The organism is Microbacterium sp. HSID17254, from assembly GCF_003989315.1.
Taxonomy (GTDB): Bacteria; Actinomycetota; Actinomycetes; order Actinomycetales; family Microbacteriaceae; genus Microbacterium.
On record NZ_RBLT01000041.1, the window covers coordinates 14,712 to 29,510 of the forward strand.

The window sequence follows — 14,799 nt, forward strand, 5'->3', positions numbered from 1 at the left end:
GGCTTGCCCACCCACCCCTCTCCGTACACCCCACCCCTTTGCGTGCGCACGCAGAGGGGTGGGAGGAACACAAGGGGGTGGGTCGGCGGTCACTCCACCGTGACGGACTTCGCGAGGTTGCGCGGCTGGTCCACGTCGAGGCCCTTCGCGGTGGCCAGCGCCATCGCGAAGATCTGCAGCGGAACCACGGCGAGCAGCGGCTCGAACATGGGTCCGGCGAGCGGGATGTGGATGACCTCGTCGGCGAAGGGCAGCACGGCGGCGTCACCCTCCTCCGCCACGACGATGACGCGGGCGCCACGGGCGCGGATCTCCTGGATGTTGGAGACGACCTTGGAGTGCACGAGCGCGGAGTGCCGCGGCGACGGCACGAGCACGAACACCGGCTGTCCCGGCTCGATCAGGGCGATCGGACCGTGCTTGAGCTCACCGGCGGCGAAGCCCTCCGCGTGGATGTAGGAGATCTCCTTGAGCTTGAGCGCACCCTCGAGCGCGATCGGATAGCCGACGTGGCGACCGAGGAAGAGCACCGAGCGGGTGTCGGCCATCCAGCCGGCGAGCTGCGAGACGTGCTCGTGCTCGCTCTCCAGCACCTTCGCGACCTTCTCCGGCAGCGCGGCGAGCTCCTCGACGTCCGTGGAGGCGTCGGCGACAACACCGCGGACGCGGCCCATGTGCAGGCCGAGCAGCAGCAGGGCCGTGATCTGGGCGGAGAACGCCTTGGTCGAGGCCACGGCGACCTCCGGGCCGGCGTGGGTGTACACGACGGCGTCGGACTCGCGCGGGATGGTCGCGCCCTGCGTGTTGCAGACCGACAGCGTGCGGGCACCGCGCTCCCGGGCGTACTTCACGGCCATGAGGGTGTCCATGGTCTCGCCGGACTGGCTGATCGAGACCACGAGGGTGTCCGCGCCGATGACCGGGTCGCGGTAGCGGAACTCGTGGGCGAGCTCGACGTCGACGGCCACGCGGGCCCACTGCTCGATCGCGTACTTGCCGACGAGCGCGGCATAGGAGGCCGTGCCGCACGCCGTGATGATGACGCGGTTGATGCCGACGAAGAGCTCGTCGAGGCCGTCCAGCTCCGGGATCACGACCTGACCGTCGCGGATGCGTCCGCGGATGGTGTTCGCGACCGCCTCGGGCTGCTCCGCGACCTCCTTGGCCATGAAGCTCGACCATCCGCCCTTCTCGGCGGCGGCGGCGTCCCAGGAGACGTCGAAGGGCTCGGCGGTGACGGGCGTCCCGGCGAAGTCGGTCACGGTCACCGCGTCCGGGGTGATCGAGACGATCTGGTCCTGACCGATCGCCAGTGCCTTGCGGGTGTGCTCGACGAAGGCGGCAACGTCGGAGCCGAGGAAGTTCTCCCCCTCGCCCAGACCGATCACGAGCGGCGAGTTGCGGCGGGCGCCGACGACGAGCCCCGGGTGGTCCTGGTGCATGGCCAGGAGCGTGAAGGCCCCCTCGAGGCGGTTCACCACCGTGCGGAAGGCGAGGGCGAGATCGCCGCCGTTGCCCGCGTACTCGCGGCCCAGGAGGGCGGCGGCCACCTCGGTGTCGGTCTCGCTGCGGAAGGCGACGCCGTCGGCGAGGAGCTCGTCGCGCAGGGCCGCGAAGTTCTCGATGATGCCGTTGTGGATCACCGCGAGCTTGTCGTCGTCGGCGAGGTGCGGGTGCGCGTTGACGTCGGTCGGGCCGCCGTGCGTCGCCCAGCGGGTGTGGCCGATGCCGGTCGTGCCGTCGGCGAGGGGGGCGTCGCCGAGCGAGTCGCGCAGCATGGCGAGCTTGCCCGCCTTCTTGCGCATGCCCAGCGTCCCCTCGCCGTCGATCACGGCGATGCCCGCGGAGTCATAGCCGCGGTACTCGAGCCGGGCGAGGCCGGCGAGAAGGATGTCCTGGCTGGGCCGCGGGCCCACGTATCCGACGATTCCACACATGCCGATAAGGGTAAGCGGCATTTTTTGCGAACCGTCCGAACAATCGGATGCCGCCGCGAGCGCTCAGAGCTTGCGCAGGAGCACGCTCTCCACGTCGTGATCCGCGCCCTTCCGCAGGACGAGCCGTGCCCGATGCCGAGTCGGCATCACGTTCTCGACGAGGTTGGGCATGTTGATCTCGTTCCAGTATCCCAATGCAGTGGTGATCGCCTCCTCGTCGGTGAGGTGCGCGAACACGTTGAAGTACGAGTTCGGGTTGCTGAAGGCACCCTGCCGCAGAGCGAGAAACCGGTCGACGTACCACTTCTCGATGTGTGCCGTGTCGGCGTCCACGAAGATCGAGAAGTCGAAGAGATCGCTCACGGCCACGTCGTTCGGCGCCGGCGGGGGCTGCAGGACGTTCAGCCCCTCGACGATCACGACGTCCGGCCGGCGCACCACGACGTGGGCGTCCGGGACGATGTCGTAGCGCATGTGGGAGTAGAACGGCGCGCGCACCTCGGGAGCCCCGCTCTTGACCTCTGTGAGGAACTGGATCAGCGCCCGGCGGTCGTACGACTCGGGGAAGCCCTTGCGGTCCATGAGTCCGCGGCGCTCCAGCTCGGCGTTCGGGTAGAGGAAGCCGTCCGTCGTGACCAGCTCCACCCGCGGCGTCCCCGGCCAGCGGCTCATGAGCTCGCGGAGGAGCCGGGCGATCGTCGATTTGCCCACCGCGACGGAGCCGGCGACGCCGACGACGAACGGCGTCGTGGTGTCGTCCTCCTGCAGGAACGTCGAGGTCGCGGCGCCGAGCTGCTTGGTCGCGCTCGCGTACAGACTCAGCAGCCGGCTCAACGGGAGGTAGACCTCGCGCACCTCGGTGAGGTCGAGCCGGTCGCCGATGCCTCGGAGTTCGACGACCTCGGTCTCGGTGAGCGGCTGGTCGAGTCCCGCGGCGAGACGCGCCCACTCCGCGCGCCCGATCTCCCGGTACGGCGACAGCGGCAGCGTGGAGTCGACGGTGGTCACGTCGTCCATCGTAACCGCGCGCGAGTATCCTCATCCCGTGCGCCTCGGAGTCATCGACATCGGATCGAACACCGTCCACATGCTCGCGGCCGACGTGCGTCCCGGCGGACGACCGCTCGCGACGACGAGCGACCGCACCGTGCTGCGCCTCATGCGCTACCTCACACCGGACGGCGCGATCGCCGAGGAGGGCGTGCGGGCTTTGGAGGCGGCCGTCGCCCAGGCACGTCGGGTCGCCGAGACCGAGGGCGTCGACGCTCTCCTCGCCACCGCCACGAGCGCCGTGCGCGACGCCCGCAACGGGGCTGCCGTGATCGCCCGCATCGAGGCCGCGCTCGGCCAGCCGCTGCAGGTGCTCGACGGCGAGACCGAGGCCGCGCTCACCTTCCTCGCCGTGCGACGCTGGTTCGGCTGGTCCGCCGGCCGACTGCTGCTCCTCGACATCGGCGGCGGTTCGCTGGAGATCGCCGCGGGGGCCGAGGAGCTCCCGGAGATCGCCGCCTCCGTGCCGTTGGGCGCGGGACGCATGACGGTGCGCTTCCTCCCGCAGGACCCACCCGGCGAGGACGACGTGGACCGGCTCCGCGCGCATGCGACGACGACGCTCGCCTCCGTCGTCCCCGCGTTCACGGCGCTCCCCCGTCCCGACCACGTCGTCGGATCGTCCAAGGCCATCCGCTCCCTCGCGCGTCTGGTCGGCTACCCCGTCCCCGGCTGGTCGGGGAGCGAGCGGATGCTGCTGCCGCGTGCGGCCCTCGGATCGTGGATCCCGCGGTTGGCGCGTCTGCCCGCATCGGCGCGGCAGGAGCTCCCCGGCATCACTCCCGACCGCACCTTCCAGATCGTCGCGGCGGCGGTGTCGCTGCATGCGGCGATGACGGCGCTCGACGTGGAGGAGCTGGAGGTGTCGCCCTGGGCGCTGCGGGAAGGCGTGCTGCTGCGGTACATCGAGCAGCAGGGCCCGCCCGGGTGACCCCCGCCGCCGGACGGATCCCCAGGTTCGCCCCCTAGGCTCGCGCCATGCCCTCCCGCCTGTCGAAGACCGCCATCGCGGCGCGCGTGCTGCTCGTCCCGTACGTCGTCGCCGTCGCGATGATCGTCTGGCTGCCGGCCACGGTCGCCTCGCGGGTGACGGGTATCGCGTTCCGTCTCCCGGAGTACGCCTCCGCCCATCTCGGGATCTCGCTCTCGACGAGCTACACCGTGTTCGAGTTCCTCGCGAACATCGCCCTGTTCGTCCCGTTCGGGCTTCTCCTGGCCGCGGGATGGCCGCGCTGGAGCCCCTGGCTCGTGATCCTGACGGGCTACGCCGCGAGCGCCACGATCGAGCTCGTGCAGACGCTGCTGCCCAGCCGCTACCCGACGCTGTCGGACGTGATCGCGAACACCCTGGGCACCATCGTCGGATGCCTGCTCGTGCGGGTGGCCGTGGGCCTGCGGCCGCGCCCGAGAGCCGTGCAGCCGACCTCGCCGGCAGGGTGAGGCAGCGAGCCCCCGCCCCCGTCAGAGGGCGAGGCGCTCCTGCACCACGGCAGCCAGTCGTTCGGCGTGAGCCCGTGCCGACTCGGAGTCGGCCGCCTCGACCATGACGCGCACCAGCGGCTCGGTGCCGGACTTGCGCAGCAGCACACGCCCGGTATCGCCCAGCTCGGCCTCGACGTCGCGCACCGCCTGCTGCACGACCTCGTCATCGGCGACGCGATCCTTGTCGACGTCGCGGACGTTGATCAGCAGCTGCGGGTACACGGTCATGACGGACGCGAGCTCGGCGAGGGACTTGCCCTGCCGCGCCATCTCGGCCACCAGGTGCAGACCGGTGAGCAGGCCGTCACCCGTGGTGGCGTACTCGCTCATGATGACGTGGCCGGACTGCTCGCCGCCGAGGGCGTAGCCGCCGGCGTTCATGTCCTCGAGCACGTAGCGGTCGCCGACGGCCGTCTGACGCACCGTGATCCCGTGCTCGCGCATCGCGACGTGCAGGCCGAGGTTGCTCATGACCGTGGCCACGAGGGTGTCGTCGGTGAGACGACCGCGCTCCTTCATCGACACGGCGAGGATGGCCATGATCTGGTCGCCGTCCACGACGTTGCCCTGTGCGTCGACCGCGAGGCAGCGATCCGCGTCGCCGTCGTGCGCGATGCCGACGTCGGCGCCGAGCCGGACGACGGCTTCGGCGAGGTTGTCGAGGTGGGTCGAACCGACGCCGTCGTTGATGTTCCAGCCGTCGGGGTCGGCACCGATCACCGTGACCTCGGCGCCGGCATCGCGGAACGTCTCCGGCGAGACACCGGAGGCGGCGCCGTGGGCGCAGTCGAGCACGACGTGGATGCCCTCGAGACGGTGCGGCAGCGACGCGAGCAGGTGCACCACGTAGCGGTCCTCGGCGTCCGAGAACCGGTCGATGCGGCCGACGCCGGCACCGGTCGGGCGCAGCATCTCGCCGTGCATGGCCTCCTCGATGCGCTGCTCCACGATGTCAGGGAGCTTGCGTCCGCCGCGGGCGAAGATCTTGATCCCGTTGTCGGGCGCCGCGTTGTGCGACGCGGAGATCATCACGCCGAAGTCGGCGTCGCGATCCGCGACGAGGAATGCCAGCGCCGGCGTGGGGATGACCCCGGCCTCGAGGACGTCGACGCCGGAGGAGGCGAGTCCCGCGGAGACGGCGGCGGTCAGGAAGTGCCCCGAGACCCGGGGGTCACGGGCGACGACGGCGGTGAGTCGCTTGCCTTCGGCCTTGCGAGCCTCCGCAGTACGGCCCTGGCCCAGGACGACAGCAGTCGCCTGGGCCAGGGTGAGCGCCAGGTCGGCGGTGAGGATGCCATTGGCGAGTCCTCGCACGCCGTCCGTGCCAAAGATCGGCATCGGAGCAGTGGACCTTAACGCTTCGAGTACTGAGGCGCCTTACGGGCCTTCTTGAGTCCGGCCTTCTTGCGCTCCTTGACGCGAGCGTCGCGCGAGAGGAAGCCGGCCTTCTTCAGGGTCGGACGGTTGTTCTCCGCGTCGATGCCGTTGAGGGCACGGGCGATGCCGAGACGCAGGGCGCCGGCCTGGCCGGAGTCGCCACCACCCGAGATGCGGGCGATCACGTCGTAGGCACCGGCGAGGTTCAGCGCGGTGAACGGGTCGTTGATGAGCTGCTGGTGCAGCTTGTTCGGGAAGTAGTCCTCGAGCGTGCGGCCGTTGACCGTGATGGTGCCCGAGCCGGGAACCAGACGCACGCGGGCGATGGCCTGCTTGCGACGGCCGACAGCGGCGCCGGGGACGCTCAGCACGGGGCGGGGAGCCGCCTCGACCGCGTCGGTCTCCGGGGTCGACGTCGAGAAGTTCTGGAGGTTTTCGGTGGAGTCCTGGATGTCAGCCACGAGTATGTCCTTAGTCTGTACGGCGCTTACTGGGCGACCTGGTCGAGGGTGTACGGCTGGGGCTGCTGCGCGGCGTGCGGGTGCTCGGCACCGGCGTACACCTTCAGCTTCGACAGCTGCTGGCGGCCCAGGCTGTTCTTCGGGAGCATGCCACGGATGGCCTTCTCCACGGCGCGGACCGGGTTCTTCTCGAGGAGCTCGGCGTAGCTGACGGCCTTGAGGCCACCCGGGTAGCCGGAGTGGCGGTACGCCATCTTCTTCTGGAGCTTCTGACCGGTGAGCGCGACCTTGTCGGCGTTCACGATGATGACGAAGTCACCTGAGTCGATGTGGTTGGCGAAGGTCGGCTTGTGCTTGCCACGCAGGAGCGTCGCCGCGTGCGAAGCCAGACGGCCGAGAACGACGTCGGTGGCGTCGATGACGACCCAGTCGCGCTGGACTTCGCCAGCCTTGGGGGTGTAAGTGCGCGTCACGATAGTGCTGCTTTCTTGTCGAACGGAGGTGTTCGTGAATCCCACTCCGGGGTGGTTCTTCCCTACGGGGAGGAACACGCCAGTGGAGGGCTCACGTTCGGATGTGCGTCTTCCCCGCAGGACAGGGAAGGGCACCAAAGAGTCAGCATACGCCACCGGAACGGCATTCCCAAACCCGCCGGCGCCCGGACTCAGTCCGGGCGGACCGTCACGAGGATCGGGCGGTGGTCGCTGGAGCGCTGCGGCAGCGTGGTGATTCGCTCGATCTCGAAGCCGGACGACGTCGCGAAGTCGTAGTGCCCGCGGAAGACGCGGTAGCGCGTGTAGGTGTGGTCGTCGCTGAGGGAGAGCGCGTAGCCCTGGTCGCGCACGGCCTGCCCGAGGTTCTCCTTGAACACGGGGTAGTTGTAATCCCCCACCATGAGCTGCGGCAGCCCCTCGCCCAGCGTCGCGAGCTCGGCGAGCGCCGCACGGATCTGATGCCGCCGCAGCGAGTTCAACGCCGTCAGGGGCGCGGCGTGGAAGGACGCGACGATGAACTCGCCGCCGTCGTCGATGTCGCGCAGGCGCGCGCCGAGCACGCGCTCGTGCGCCGGCTTCGCGATGCGATCGTGCAGCGACTTCTTCAGGCCGAGGGTGCGGATGCCCTGCAGGCGGTAGGTGCTCTCGCGATAGAAGAGCGCGAGACCGAGGCGGTTGCCCTGCGTCGCATCCGCCAGCACGAGACCGCCGATCCGGTCCGGCAGCCCCGGGACATCGCACTCCTGCAGGCAGAGGATGTCGGGATCATGCTCATCGACGAGCGCCGCGAGCTCGCCGGCGGCCCGGTGCTTGCGCAGGTTGTAGGAGATGACCTTCATGATCGTCCCCACGCTACCCGCCCCATCTGTGCCCCGGCTCCGGATCCGGACGATCAGTCGGTCTCGTGATCCCGGCGGGCGCGGGTCTGGGCTGCCCGCGCGGCGAGGAGGTCGTCGGCGGGGTATCCGACCTCGGTGAGCGTGAGCCCGCGGGCGGCGAGCACCTTGAACTCGCTGGTCCGCGTGAGGGCATCGCGGAGCACGACGAGGTCGCCCACGTCGAGGCGTCCCTCCCCCACCGCCGCGCAGGCGCCGACGAGGGCCCGCACCATGCTGTGGCAGAACGCGTCGGCCTTCACCTCCGCGACGAGCACCCCGTCCGCGTCCCGCTGCCACCGGTAGTCGAGCAGCGTGCGGATGGTCGTGGCCTCCTCGCGCGGCTTGCAGTAGGCGGCGAAGTCGTGCAGACCGATGAGGGTCCGGGCGGCGGCGTCCATGGCCTCGGCGTCCAGCCGACCCCGGATGATGGTGGTGTCGAGACGCCGCAGCGGGTCATAGCCGGCGAGGTCGTCGGCGAGCCGGTACCGATAGCGTCGCCAGACCGCGGAGAAGCGCGCGTCGAAGCCCTCGGGGGCGAGGGAGGAGCGCACGACCGTCACGTCGGGGTAGGCGCCGAGCACCCCGCGCATGCGCGCCGCGATGCTGCCCGCGGGATCCTCGGCGGCGCGGCCGTGCCGTGCCTGGATCCGGGCCCACTGCGCCTCGTCGAGATCCACGTGCGCGACCTGTCCGCTCGCATGCACGCCGGCGTCCGTCCGCCCGGCGACGACGAACCGCACGTCGGAGCCGACGATCCGGGCGAGCGCCGCCTCCAGCGTCCCCTGGACCGTGCGGAGCGTGGGCTGCGTGGCCCACCCGCGGAAATGGGTGCCGTCGTAGGCGATGTCGAGCCGGATGCGCACGAGGCCAGCCTAGGACAGCCGCGCGCGCACCCTGCGCCTCAGATGCCGCCGTCCACCGAGCGGATCATCGCGCCCGGCTCCTCCGGCACCATCACCTCGGTCTCCCGGTTCAGGCTCTCGCCCCGGAAGAACCGCTTCGACCGCGGGAAGAGGTACCAGAGGAACATCAGGACGAGGCCGATCGCCAGCGACCCGATGCCGATCACGAACGTGCCGCCGATGCCGAAGAGCACGGTGTAGCCGTAGTCGACATCCCACATGTCGATCGCCGACTGCACGAACGCGCCGGTCAGCAGCAGCGCTCCGAGCAGCGGGAAGATGCCCTTGAAGAACAGGTCGCGGGTCGAGCGGCGCAGGTCGGCACGGAAGTACCAGACGCAGGCGAAACCGGTGATGGCGTAGTAGAACGCGATCGCGAGGCCCAGCGAGAGGATCGAGTCCTGCAGGATGTTGTCGCTGATGAGGGTCATGCCGACGTAGTAGAGGGAAGCCACCACGCCCATGACGATGGTCGAGAACGACGGCGTCTTGTAGACCGGGTGCACGTCCTTGAACTTCGCCGGGAGCGCCCGGTACACGCCCATCGCGAGCGTGCCGCGGGCGGTCGGGAGGATGGTCGTCTGGGTGGACGAGATCGCCGAGATGACGACCGCGACCACGAGCACCCAGCCGAACGGTCCGAGCAGCCCGTCCTTGATGGCCAGGAAGAAGTCGTCGGCGTTGGCCTCGTTGCCGAGTCCCGTGCCGTCCTCGCCGAGTCCGGCGTACATCATCGCGGCGATCGTCACCGCGACGTACGTCACCAGGAGGATGACGCACGTGAGCACCGCGGCGCGGCCGGGGATGCGCTTCGGGTCCTTCGTCTCCTCGTTGAGGGCGAGGCAGGTGTCCCATCCCCAGTAGATGAAGAGCGCGAGGAGGATCGCCTCGGTGAAGCCCGACCAGTCGGTGAAGCCGAAGGGGTTCAGCCACTCCCACGAGAACGGGGTGGCGTCGGGGGCGTCGCCCGTGAAGAACTGCCAGAGGGCGGCCACGATGAAGATCGCCAGCGCGAGGTACTGGATCGCGAGGAGAACGTTCTGGATGCGCTCGCCGATCTCGACCCCGCGCCAGCTCACCCAGGTCATCGCCGCGATGAAGAGCACCGCCACCACGACGACGCGCCAGTCGTTGTTCTCGAGGTCCTGCCCGATCAGCGACCAGAAGTACACGGAGGCGATCTGCGCGAGGTTCGCGAGCACGACCATGCCGGCGACCGCGACGCCCCAGCCGCCCATCCAGCCCACCCACGGCCCGAAGGCCTTGGTGCCCCAGGTGAAGGTGGTGCCGCAGTCGGGGACGGCGTTGTTGAGCTCGCGATAGGCGAAGGCGATCAGCAGCATCGGCACGAAGGCGATGATGAAGGCGATCGGCGCCTGCGCGCCGACGGCGAGCACGACGAAGCCGAGCGTCGCGACGAGCGAGTAGACGGGGGCCGTGGAGGCGAGCCCGATGACGGTGGAGCCCCACAGGCCGAGGGTGCCTGCGGCCAGGCCCTTGCCGTCGGGGCGTTCGAGGTGGATGGGCGTCGTTGCCATGTCCTGAACAGTACGGCTCGCCGCGGTATCCCGTCAATCCTTTTGTTTCTGCAACGGAATCCATGCGTCGCGTTCAGATACGCGAAGGATTCCGTGGGTCAGTCGCGACCGAGCATTCCGTCGGCGTGCGCCGCGACCCACTCCATCAGCGGAAGCATCCGCTCCATCAGGTCACGCCCGAGAGGCGTGAGGCTGTACTCGACATGCGGCGGCACCGTCGGCAGCGACTCCCGATGCACCAGGCCGTCGTCGGTGAGGGTCCGCAGGGTCGACGCGAGCATCTTCTCGCTGATGCCGTCCACCTCCCGACGCAGCTCGCCCCAGCGCCGCGTGCCGTCGGAGAGGCAGGAGAGCACGAGCACGCCCCACTTGCTCATGATGTGGTCGAGGATGACCCGCGTTCCGCATCCCTGATCGAAGAGAGCGGGCTGGGAATCGCGGATCTGCGCAAAACTCACCGTCATGTGGGTACCTTACCGAAAAGTGGGTACCCGCCGAAAGGAATGCGGAGCACGGCTGCCGGGGTTGTCCGGGGAGTCAGCAACGAAAGGACTCCCATGACCATCCTCGTCACCGGTTCGACCGGTCACCTCGGCCGCCTCATCGTCGCCGCCCTGCTCGCGCGCGGCGTCGACCCGCAGACGATCCGCGCCGGTGCGCGCGACCTCGCCAAGGGGGCCGACCTCGGCGTGCCCGTCGTCCGTCTCGACTACACCGACCCGGTTTCGGTCGCGGCGGCGCTCGACGGCGTGGACACCGTCGTGCTCGTCTCCGGCTCGGAGGTGGGCCAGCGCGTCGCGCAGCATCAGGCGGTCATCGAGGCCGCGAAGGATGCCGGGGTGTCGAAGTTCGTCTACACGAGCGCTCCGAAGGCCACCACGAGCTCCCTCGTCCTGGCTCCCGAGCACAAGGCCACCGAGGAGCTCATCGCGGCTGCAGGTCTTCCCGCGGTGATCCTCCGCAACAACTGGTACACCGAGAACTACGCCGCCGACCTGGCTCGTGCAGCGGAGACCGGCACCCTCAGCGCCGGCACCGGAGAGGGCCGCGTCGCCTCCGCCAGCCGGAAGGACTACGCCGAGGCCGCCGCCGTCGTCGCCACCGAGGACGGACACCTCGGTGCGGTCTACGAGCTCGGCGGGGACGTCGCATGGACCTACGCCGACCTCGCCGCCGCGATGACCGAGGTGACGGGCCGCGAGGTCGTGTTCGTCCCCCTCTCCGCCGACGAGCAGCTCGCCGCGCTCCGCGCCGCCGGCCTCGACGAGGGCACCGTCGGGTTCGTCGTCGCCCTGGACGCCGGCATCCGCGACGGCGCCTTGGCGGACACCGACGGCACCCTCCGCCGCCTCATCGGCCGCCCGACGACCCCGCTCGTCGAGGGCCTCCGCGCCCTGGTGTGACCCGTGGAGCGCCGCCGTCACGGACGGCGGCGCTCCCCCGGCTCCGGCTCCACGGCGCTCTGCACGTAGGCGACGGTGAGCGTGAGGCTCCCGCGGCGCAGGCCTTCGGCCCGCAGCACCGCGTCCACGGCGTCACGGGCATGCCGCAGCGTCGCGACGCTGCGCACCCGCCCGTCGACGCCGATCGCCGCCTCCACCGCCACGCCGTCCGCTCCGGCGGCGACGGACACGATCGGTTCGACTCCGCGCTCGTTCCCCCACGCCGACGCACCCGCACGCAGGAGGTTGGAGACGAGGGAGCCCGATCGGTATACGCCGCGCACCCCGGAGCAGGCGCGCAGCGCCGCCTCGATCCGGAGCGCGAGACCCGCGCGCTCCTCCTTCGACAGCTCGGTGCCGGTCATCATGCCCCCTCCCTGACGTCGGTGATCGCGACATCGATGGCCACGACCTGCAGCTCGGTATGACGACGCAGCCGGGCCTCCACCTCCGCGCGCAGCCGGTCGGCGACGCGACGGAGAGGGTCGCCGAGGCGCACGCTCGCGTCGATCGCCACCCGCACCGGCGCTCCGGGCTCTGTGACATCTCCCTCCAGCCGGCACCGGCCGACCAGCACGCCGGGGACGGCCTCCTCCGCGGCACGGACCAGTCCGCGCACGGCGCCTTCGGTGATCGCCAGCTCCACGTCCGGATCATCGGAGGCGAAGGGGATGCGGCGCCCCGCCTGGGCGTCCATCGCGATGCCGCTGAGGATCCTCTCCACCCAGCTCTCGTCCGCGGCAGGCGCGGAGGAGACATCCTCATCCATCAGGGCGCTGCCCAGCCCGCGCAGCCTCTCCAGGGCATCGAGCGCGAGCTGGCACCCCGGTGACTCCTCGATGGCGGGATTCCGCGGGGTGCGGCCGGAGTCCAGGTAGTCGCTGAGCTCCTCGATCGTGTGCCCGTCGAGGTCGGCGGGCTCCAGGCCGAGGCGGCGCAGCTGGTCGTCCTCGTGGTGATCGGTCATCGCCACGCCTCCATCCGTGTGATCAGGAACCGTCGCGCGCGGGACAGCAGTCCGCGCACCGTGCTGACGGGGATGCCGAGCTCCTCGGCGATCTCGTCGTAGCTGTAGCCGGCCAGCTCCCGCAGCACCCAGCATTCGCGCTGGGCCTCCGGGAGTTCGCGCAGGGCCGCGCCGAGGGCCTCGACGCCCGCTCTCGCCTCGACGACCGCATGGGGCGATGCCTGCGGCGGCGCCGGTCGGTCGATCTCGTCCACGTCGAGCGCGGGACGCGTCCGGCGCAGCCGATCCACCGCCTTGCGGCTCACGATCCGCATGAGCCAGCTCTTGACCTTCGCGGGGTCCTCCAGCTCACCGAACCGTTGCCATGCCGTCACGAACGCGTCCTGCACGATGTCGTCGACCTCCGCCGACGCGTTGAGCATCCGCTGCGTGTAGGCCCTCATCATCGGCGTGTACCTGCGCACGAGCACCGCGAACGCGGCGACGTCGCCGTCCATCGCGCGGCCGGCGACGATACGGTCTCCGGCCTGCTCCAGCGCCTCACCCCAGTGATCGGCTGCCATTCCCCCACCCCTCGTTCACGGTTCCCCGGACGTTCGGAGCCCGCGCCGCATCGGATCGGATCGACCCTCTGCGCGCGGGCGGAGGAGACGCCCCTCCGGGCGCCTCCTCCCCTTCCGTCACTTGGTGAACGTGTCCTTGACATCCTCGGCCGCGTTCCTGACATCGCCCTTGGCCTGCTCGGCCTTGCCCTCGGCGACGAGCTTGTCGTTGTTCGTGACCTCGCCGACGACCTCCTTGGCCTTGCCTGCGACCTTCTCGGCTGCGGCCTTGATCTTGTCCTCCGCGCTCATGGCGCCTCCTTTCCTCACACGACCCCGACGGTCGGGGTCGATGTCTGTGTGCTGTGCGGCTCACGCGCCGCCGTGCTCTGTCCGGCCACCAGCGAACGGCGCATCCGCTGCCGGGAGCGGAAGAGTTCCCGCCAGCCGCGGTCCGCGATGTGCACGACGACCGGCATCCGCGTCCCGGTGACGGCGTCCCACTCCTGCACGACCGCATCGGCGGCGGCGAGCACCTGCCCCAGGGCCGCGCCGGGGCGTGGAGTGACCACGAGGCCGAGAGCGATCTCGCGGCCGACCTTCCGGCTCGTCACCCGGGCGGCCAGCACGTCCGCTCGATCGGCGAGGGGGGCTGCGAGCAGCTGCTCCGCCACACTCCGGTCGACGGTGGTCGTGCCGCCCTCACCGGCGAGCCGGAGAAGGGTGCGCTCCCGCCGCGGCCTGCGGGTGAGCAGGAAGGCGAGGAGGAGGACGACGAGCAGCACCGCGGCGGCGAGCCCCGCGAGCGCCCACAGCGGCACGAAGCCCGCACCGGGGATGTCGAGGCCCCAGGCCCCCGACCACGCCACGACACCGTCGGCCTCGGCGAGCACATCCTCGGCGGGGGCCGGAAGCGCCCCCGCGCCCCGCAGTCCCGCAGCGAGGAGGACGACGCCCCCGCCCAAAAGCATCGCGGCTCCTCCGAGGAGGACGATCCGGTTCGCGACGGTCCCTGCCGACGTCATGCGATCACTCCTTCCCGCGCCACCTGCACCCGCGGCGAGAGCCGGAATCCGGTCTCGTCCAGCACGCGCAGGGCCGCGTCTCCCGCGGCGTCCGCATCCACCGGGACCCCGCTCGTGGGCGTGACCCGGATCAGCACCGTGCGTCGTCCCACGGCCACGCGCACCTGGCCGCGTGGCACGCCGACCCGGCGCGCGGTGCCGTCGGCGATGGCGTCGGCGAGCACCCCGTCGTCGATCACGAGCGCGGCCCGTGCGGCGAGCCGCGTGCGACGGGCCCGCCGACCGGGAAGCACGGCGAGTCCGAGGAGGAGCAGCGCCACGACCACGAGCACGGCCCCGGCGGCGATCATCACCGCAGGCGCCGCGGCGGAAGCCGTGACGGGCGTGAGCCATCCGGAGATCTGCGCGCGCAACCCCGCGTCGAGAGTCCCGGCGACCACCGCGCCCAGGAGAGCGAGGAGAAGCATCACGAGGACGACCGCGAGCGCGATCGCCGGGCCCCGACGGGTCGCCCTCGCCTCTCGACGAAGCAGTCGCCGCGACGTCGTCGTGTTCGCCGTCATGCCACTCTCCTCTCGTCCTCACGCCGGACTCCGGTGAAACGCACGTCCACCGCTCCCACGCGGCGGGCCGCCAGCTCGCGCATGCCGCGGACGACCGCGTCGCGCACGGCGTCGGCGCGGACCGCCACGGGACCGCCCCCG

18 protein-coding genes are annotated in these 14,799 nt (G+C 70.7%); 3 read left to right on the plus strand and 15 right to left on the minus strand.

Going from position 1 to position 14,799, the window contains the following annotated elements; genetic code table 11:
• Positions 1–89: 89 nt before the first annotated feature.
• Both glmS and coaA read right to left on the minus strand, forming a co-directional pair.
• Positions 90–1,937: a glutamine--fructose-6-phosphate transaminase (isomerizing) gene (glmS, locus tag D8M34_RS15645; RefSeq protein ID WP_062766244.1), complete on the minus strand. Its 1,848-nt coding sequence runs from the start codon at positions 1,935–1,937 to the stop codon at positions 90–92.
• A 63-nt stretch (positions 1,938–2,000) separates the two neighbouring features.
• Entirely contained in the window at positions 2,001–2,954 is a 954-nt protein-coding gene (gene coaA / locus D8M34_RS15650) for a type I pantothenate kinase (RefSeq protein WP_126894444.1), read from the minus strand.
• A 28-nt stretch (positions 2,955–2,982) separates the two neighbouring features.
• Here coaA and D8M34_RS15655 point away from each other — a divergent pair, with 28 nt between their 5' ends.
• On the plus strand, positions 2,983–3,918 hold the full coding sequence (locus D8M34_RS15655) for a Ppx/GppA phosphatase family protein (RefSeq protein WP_126894445.1): 936 nt from the start codon (positions 2,983–2,985) through the stop codon (positions 3,916–3,918).
• A gap of 47 nt (positions 3,919–3,965) precedes the next feature.
• Positions 3,966–4,427 (plus strand): VanZ family protein, encoded by a 462-nt coding sequence (locus D8M34_RS15660; protein ID WP_126894446.1) that lies wholly within the window; start codon positions 3,966–3,968, stop codon positions 4,425–4,427.
• Between the two features lie 21 nt (positions 4,428–4,448).
• Here the strand turns inward: D8M34_RS15660 and glmM are convergent, their stop codons facing one another.
• The 7 genes from glmM to D8M34_RS15695 all read right to left on the minus strand — a co-directional run bounded on the left by glmM (position 4,449) and on the right by D8M34_RS15695 (position 10,583).
• The gene (gene glmM, locus D8M34_RS15665) at positions 4,449–5,807 is read right to left on the minus strand and encodes a phosphoglucosamine mutase (RefSeq protein ID WP_062766240.1); all 1,359 of its coding nucleotides are present in this window, start codon (positions 5,805–5,807) and stop codon (positions 4,449–4,451) included.
• Positions 5,808–5,821: 14 nt separating this feature from the next.
• Positions 5,822–6,307 (minus strand): 30S ribosomal protein S9, encoded by a 486-nt coding sequence (gene rpsI / locus D8M34_RS15670; protein ID WP_025104384.1) that lies wholly within the window; start codon positions 6,305–6,307, stop codon positions 5,822–5,824.
• A gap of 26 nt (positions 6,308–6,333) precedes the next feature.
• Positions 6,334–6,780 carry a 50S ribosomal protein L13 gene (gene rplM, locus D8M34_RS15675; RefSeq protein WP_025104385.1) on the minus strand — a complete coding sequence of 149 codons (447 nt, stop codon included), beginning with the start codon at positions 6,778–6,780 and terminating at the stop codon, positions 6,334–6,336.
• Between the two features lie 191 nt (positions 6,781–6,971).
• On the minus strand, positions 6,972–7,640 hold the full coding sequence (locus D8M34_RS15680; RefSeq protein WP_126894447.1) for an endonuclease/exonuclease/phosphatase family protein: 669 nt from the start codon (positions 7,638–7,640) through the stop codon (positions 6,972–6,974).
• Between the two features lie 53 nt (positions 7,641–7,693).
• On the minus strand, positions 7,694–8,542 hold the full coding sequence (truA, locus tag D8M34_RS15685) for a tRNA pseudouridine(38-40) synthase TruA (RefSeq protein WP_126894448.1): 849 nt from the start codon (positions 8,540–8,542) through the stop codon (positions 7,694–7,696).
• 38 nt (positions 8,543–8,580) lie between these two features.
• Positions 8,581–10,119 carry an APC family permease gene (locus tag D8M34_RS15690; protein ID WP_126894449.1) on the minus strand — a complete coding sequence of 513 codons (1,539 nt, stop codon included), beginning with the start codon at positions 10,117–10,119 and terminating at the stop codon, positions 8,581–8,583.
• Between the two features lie 98 nt (positions 10,120–10,217).
• Entirely contained in the window at positions 10,218–10,583 is a 366-nt protein-coding gene (locus D8M34_RS15695; protein WP_025104389.1) for a winged helix-turn-helix transcriptional regulator, read from the minus strand.
• Positions 10,584–10,676: 93 nt separating this feature from the next.
• Here D8M34_RS15695 and D8M34_RS15700 point away from each other — a divergent pair, with 93 nt between their 5' ends.
• On the plus strand, positions 10,677–11,522 hold the full coding sequence (locus D8M34_RS15700; protein ID WP_126894450.1) for an SDR family oxidoreductase: 846 nt from the start codon (positions 10,677–10,679) through the stop codon (positions 11,520–11,522).
• 17 nt (positions 11,523–11,539) lie between these two features.
• On the opposite strand, the gene D8M34_RS15705 is transcribed toward D8M34_RS15700, so the two are convergent.
• The 6 genes from D8M34_RS15705 to D8M34_RS15730 all read right to left on the minus strand — a co-directional run bounded on the left by D8M34_RS15705 (position 11,540) and on the right by D8M34_RS15730 (position 14,658).
• Complete coding sequence (locus tag D8M34_RS15705; protein WP_238695680.1) at positions 11,540–11,929, minus strand: hypothetical protein; 390 nt, start codon at positions 11,927–11,929, stop codon at positions 11,540–11,542.
• Positions 11,926–12,528 carry an Asp23/Gls24 family envelope stress response protein gene (locus D8M34_RS15710; RefSeq protein ID WP_085604120.1) on the minus strand — a complete coding sequence of 201 codons (603 nt, stop codon included), beginning with the start codon at positions 12,526–12,528 and terminating at the stop codon, positions 11,926–11,928. Before D8M34_RS15710 ends, D8M34_RS15705 begins: the two co-directional genes overlap by 4 nt.
• On the minus strand, positions 12,525–13,091 hold the full coding sequence (locus tag D8M34_RS15715; RefSeq protein ID WP_085603738.1) for an RNA polymerase sigma factor: 567 nt from the start codon (positions 13,089–13,091) through the stop codon (positions 12,525–12,527). Before D8M34_RS15715 ends, D8M34_RS15710 begins: the two co-directional genes overlap by 4 nt.
• 117 nt (positions 13,092–13,208) lie before the next feature.
• Positions 13,209–13,382, minus strand: coding sequence for a CsbD family protein (locus tag D8M34_RS15720; RefSeq protein WP_025104394.1), 174 nt, complete (start codon positions 13,380–13,382; stop codon positions 13,209–13,211).
• 14 nt (positions 13,383–13,396) lie between these two features.
• Positions 13,397–14,095 carry a hypothetical protein gene (locus tag D8M34_RS15725; RefSeq protein WP_126894451.1) on the minus strand — a complete coding sequence of 233 codons (699 nt, stop codon included), beginning with the start codon at positions 14,093–14,095 and terminating at the stop codon, positions 13,397–13,399.
• Positions 14,092–14,658: a hypothetical protein gene (locus tag D8M34_RS15730; RefSeq protein WP_126894452.1), complete on the minus strand. Its 567-nt coding sequence runs from the start codon at positions 14,656–14,658 to the stop codon at positions 14,092–14,094. The genes D8M34_RS15725 and D8M34_RS15730 overlap by 4 nt, the downstream gene beginning before the upstream one ends.
• Positions 14,659–14,799: the final 141 nt, after the last annotated feature.

Bases quoted from the DNA above. Each gene is read 5' to 3' on its own strand.
- D8M34_RS15720 (WP_025104394.1), bottom strand. From the start codon at position 13,382: ATGAGCGCGGAGGACAAGATCAAGGCCGCAGCCGAGAAGGTCGCAGGC.
- D8M34_RS15690 (WP_126894449.1), bottom strand. From the start codon at position 10,119: ATGGCAACGACGCCCATCCACCTCGAACGCCCCGACGGCAAGGGCCTG.
- D8M34_RS15725 (WP_126894451.1), bottom strand. From the start codon at position 14,095: ATGACGTCGGCAGGGACCGTCGCGAACCGGATCGTCCTCCTCGGAGGA.
- glmS (WP_062766244.1), bottom strand. From the start codon at position 1,937: ATGTGTGGAATCGTCGGATACGTGGGCCCGCGGCCCAGCCAGGACATC.
- coaA (WP_126894444.1), bottom strand. From the start codon at position 2,954: ATGGACGACGTGACCACCGTCGACTCCACGCTGCCGCTGTCGCCGTAC.
- D8M34_RS15710 (WP_085604120.1), bottom strand. From the start codon at position 12,528: ATGACCGATCACCACGAGGACGACCAGCTGCGCCGCCTCGGCCTGGAG.
- D8M34_RS15700 (WP_126894450.1), top strand. From the start codon at position 10,677: ATGACCATCCTCGTCACCGGTTCGACCGGTCACCTCGGCCGCCTCATC.
- D8M34_RS15660 (WP_126894446.1), top strand. From the start codon at position 3,966: ATGCCCTCCCGCCTGTCGAAGACCGCCATCGCGGCGCGCGTGCTGCTC.
- D8M34_RS15715 (WP_085603738.1), bottom strand. From the start codon at position 13,091: ATGGCAGCCGATCACTGGGGTGAGGCGCTGGAGCAGGCCGGAGACCGT.
- D8M34_RS15730 (WP_126894452.1), bottom strand. From the start codon at position 14,658: ATGACGGCGAACACGACGACGTCGCGGCGACTGCTTCGTCGAGAGGCG.
- D8M34_RS15705 (WP_238695680.1), bottom strand. From the start codon at position 11,929: ATGATGACCGGCACCGAGCTGTCGAAGGAGGAGCGCGCGGGTCTCGCG.
- glmM (WP_062766240.1), bottom strand. From the start codon at position 5,807: ATGCCGATCTTTGGCACGGACGGCGTGCGAGGACTCGCCAATGGCATC.
- D8M34_RS15695 (WP_025104389.1), bottom strand. From the start codon at position 10,583: ATGACGGTGAGTTTTGCGCAGATCCGCGATTCCCAGCCCGCTCTCTTC.
- D8M34_RS15680 (WP_126894447.1), bottom strand. From the start codon at position 7,640: ATGAAGGTCATCTCCTACAACCTGCGCAAGCACCGGGCCGCCGGCGAG.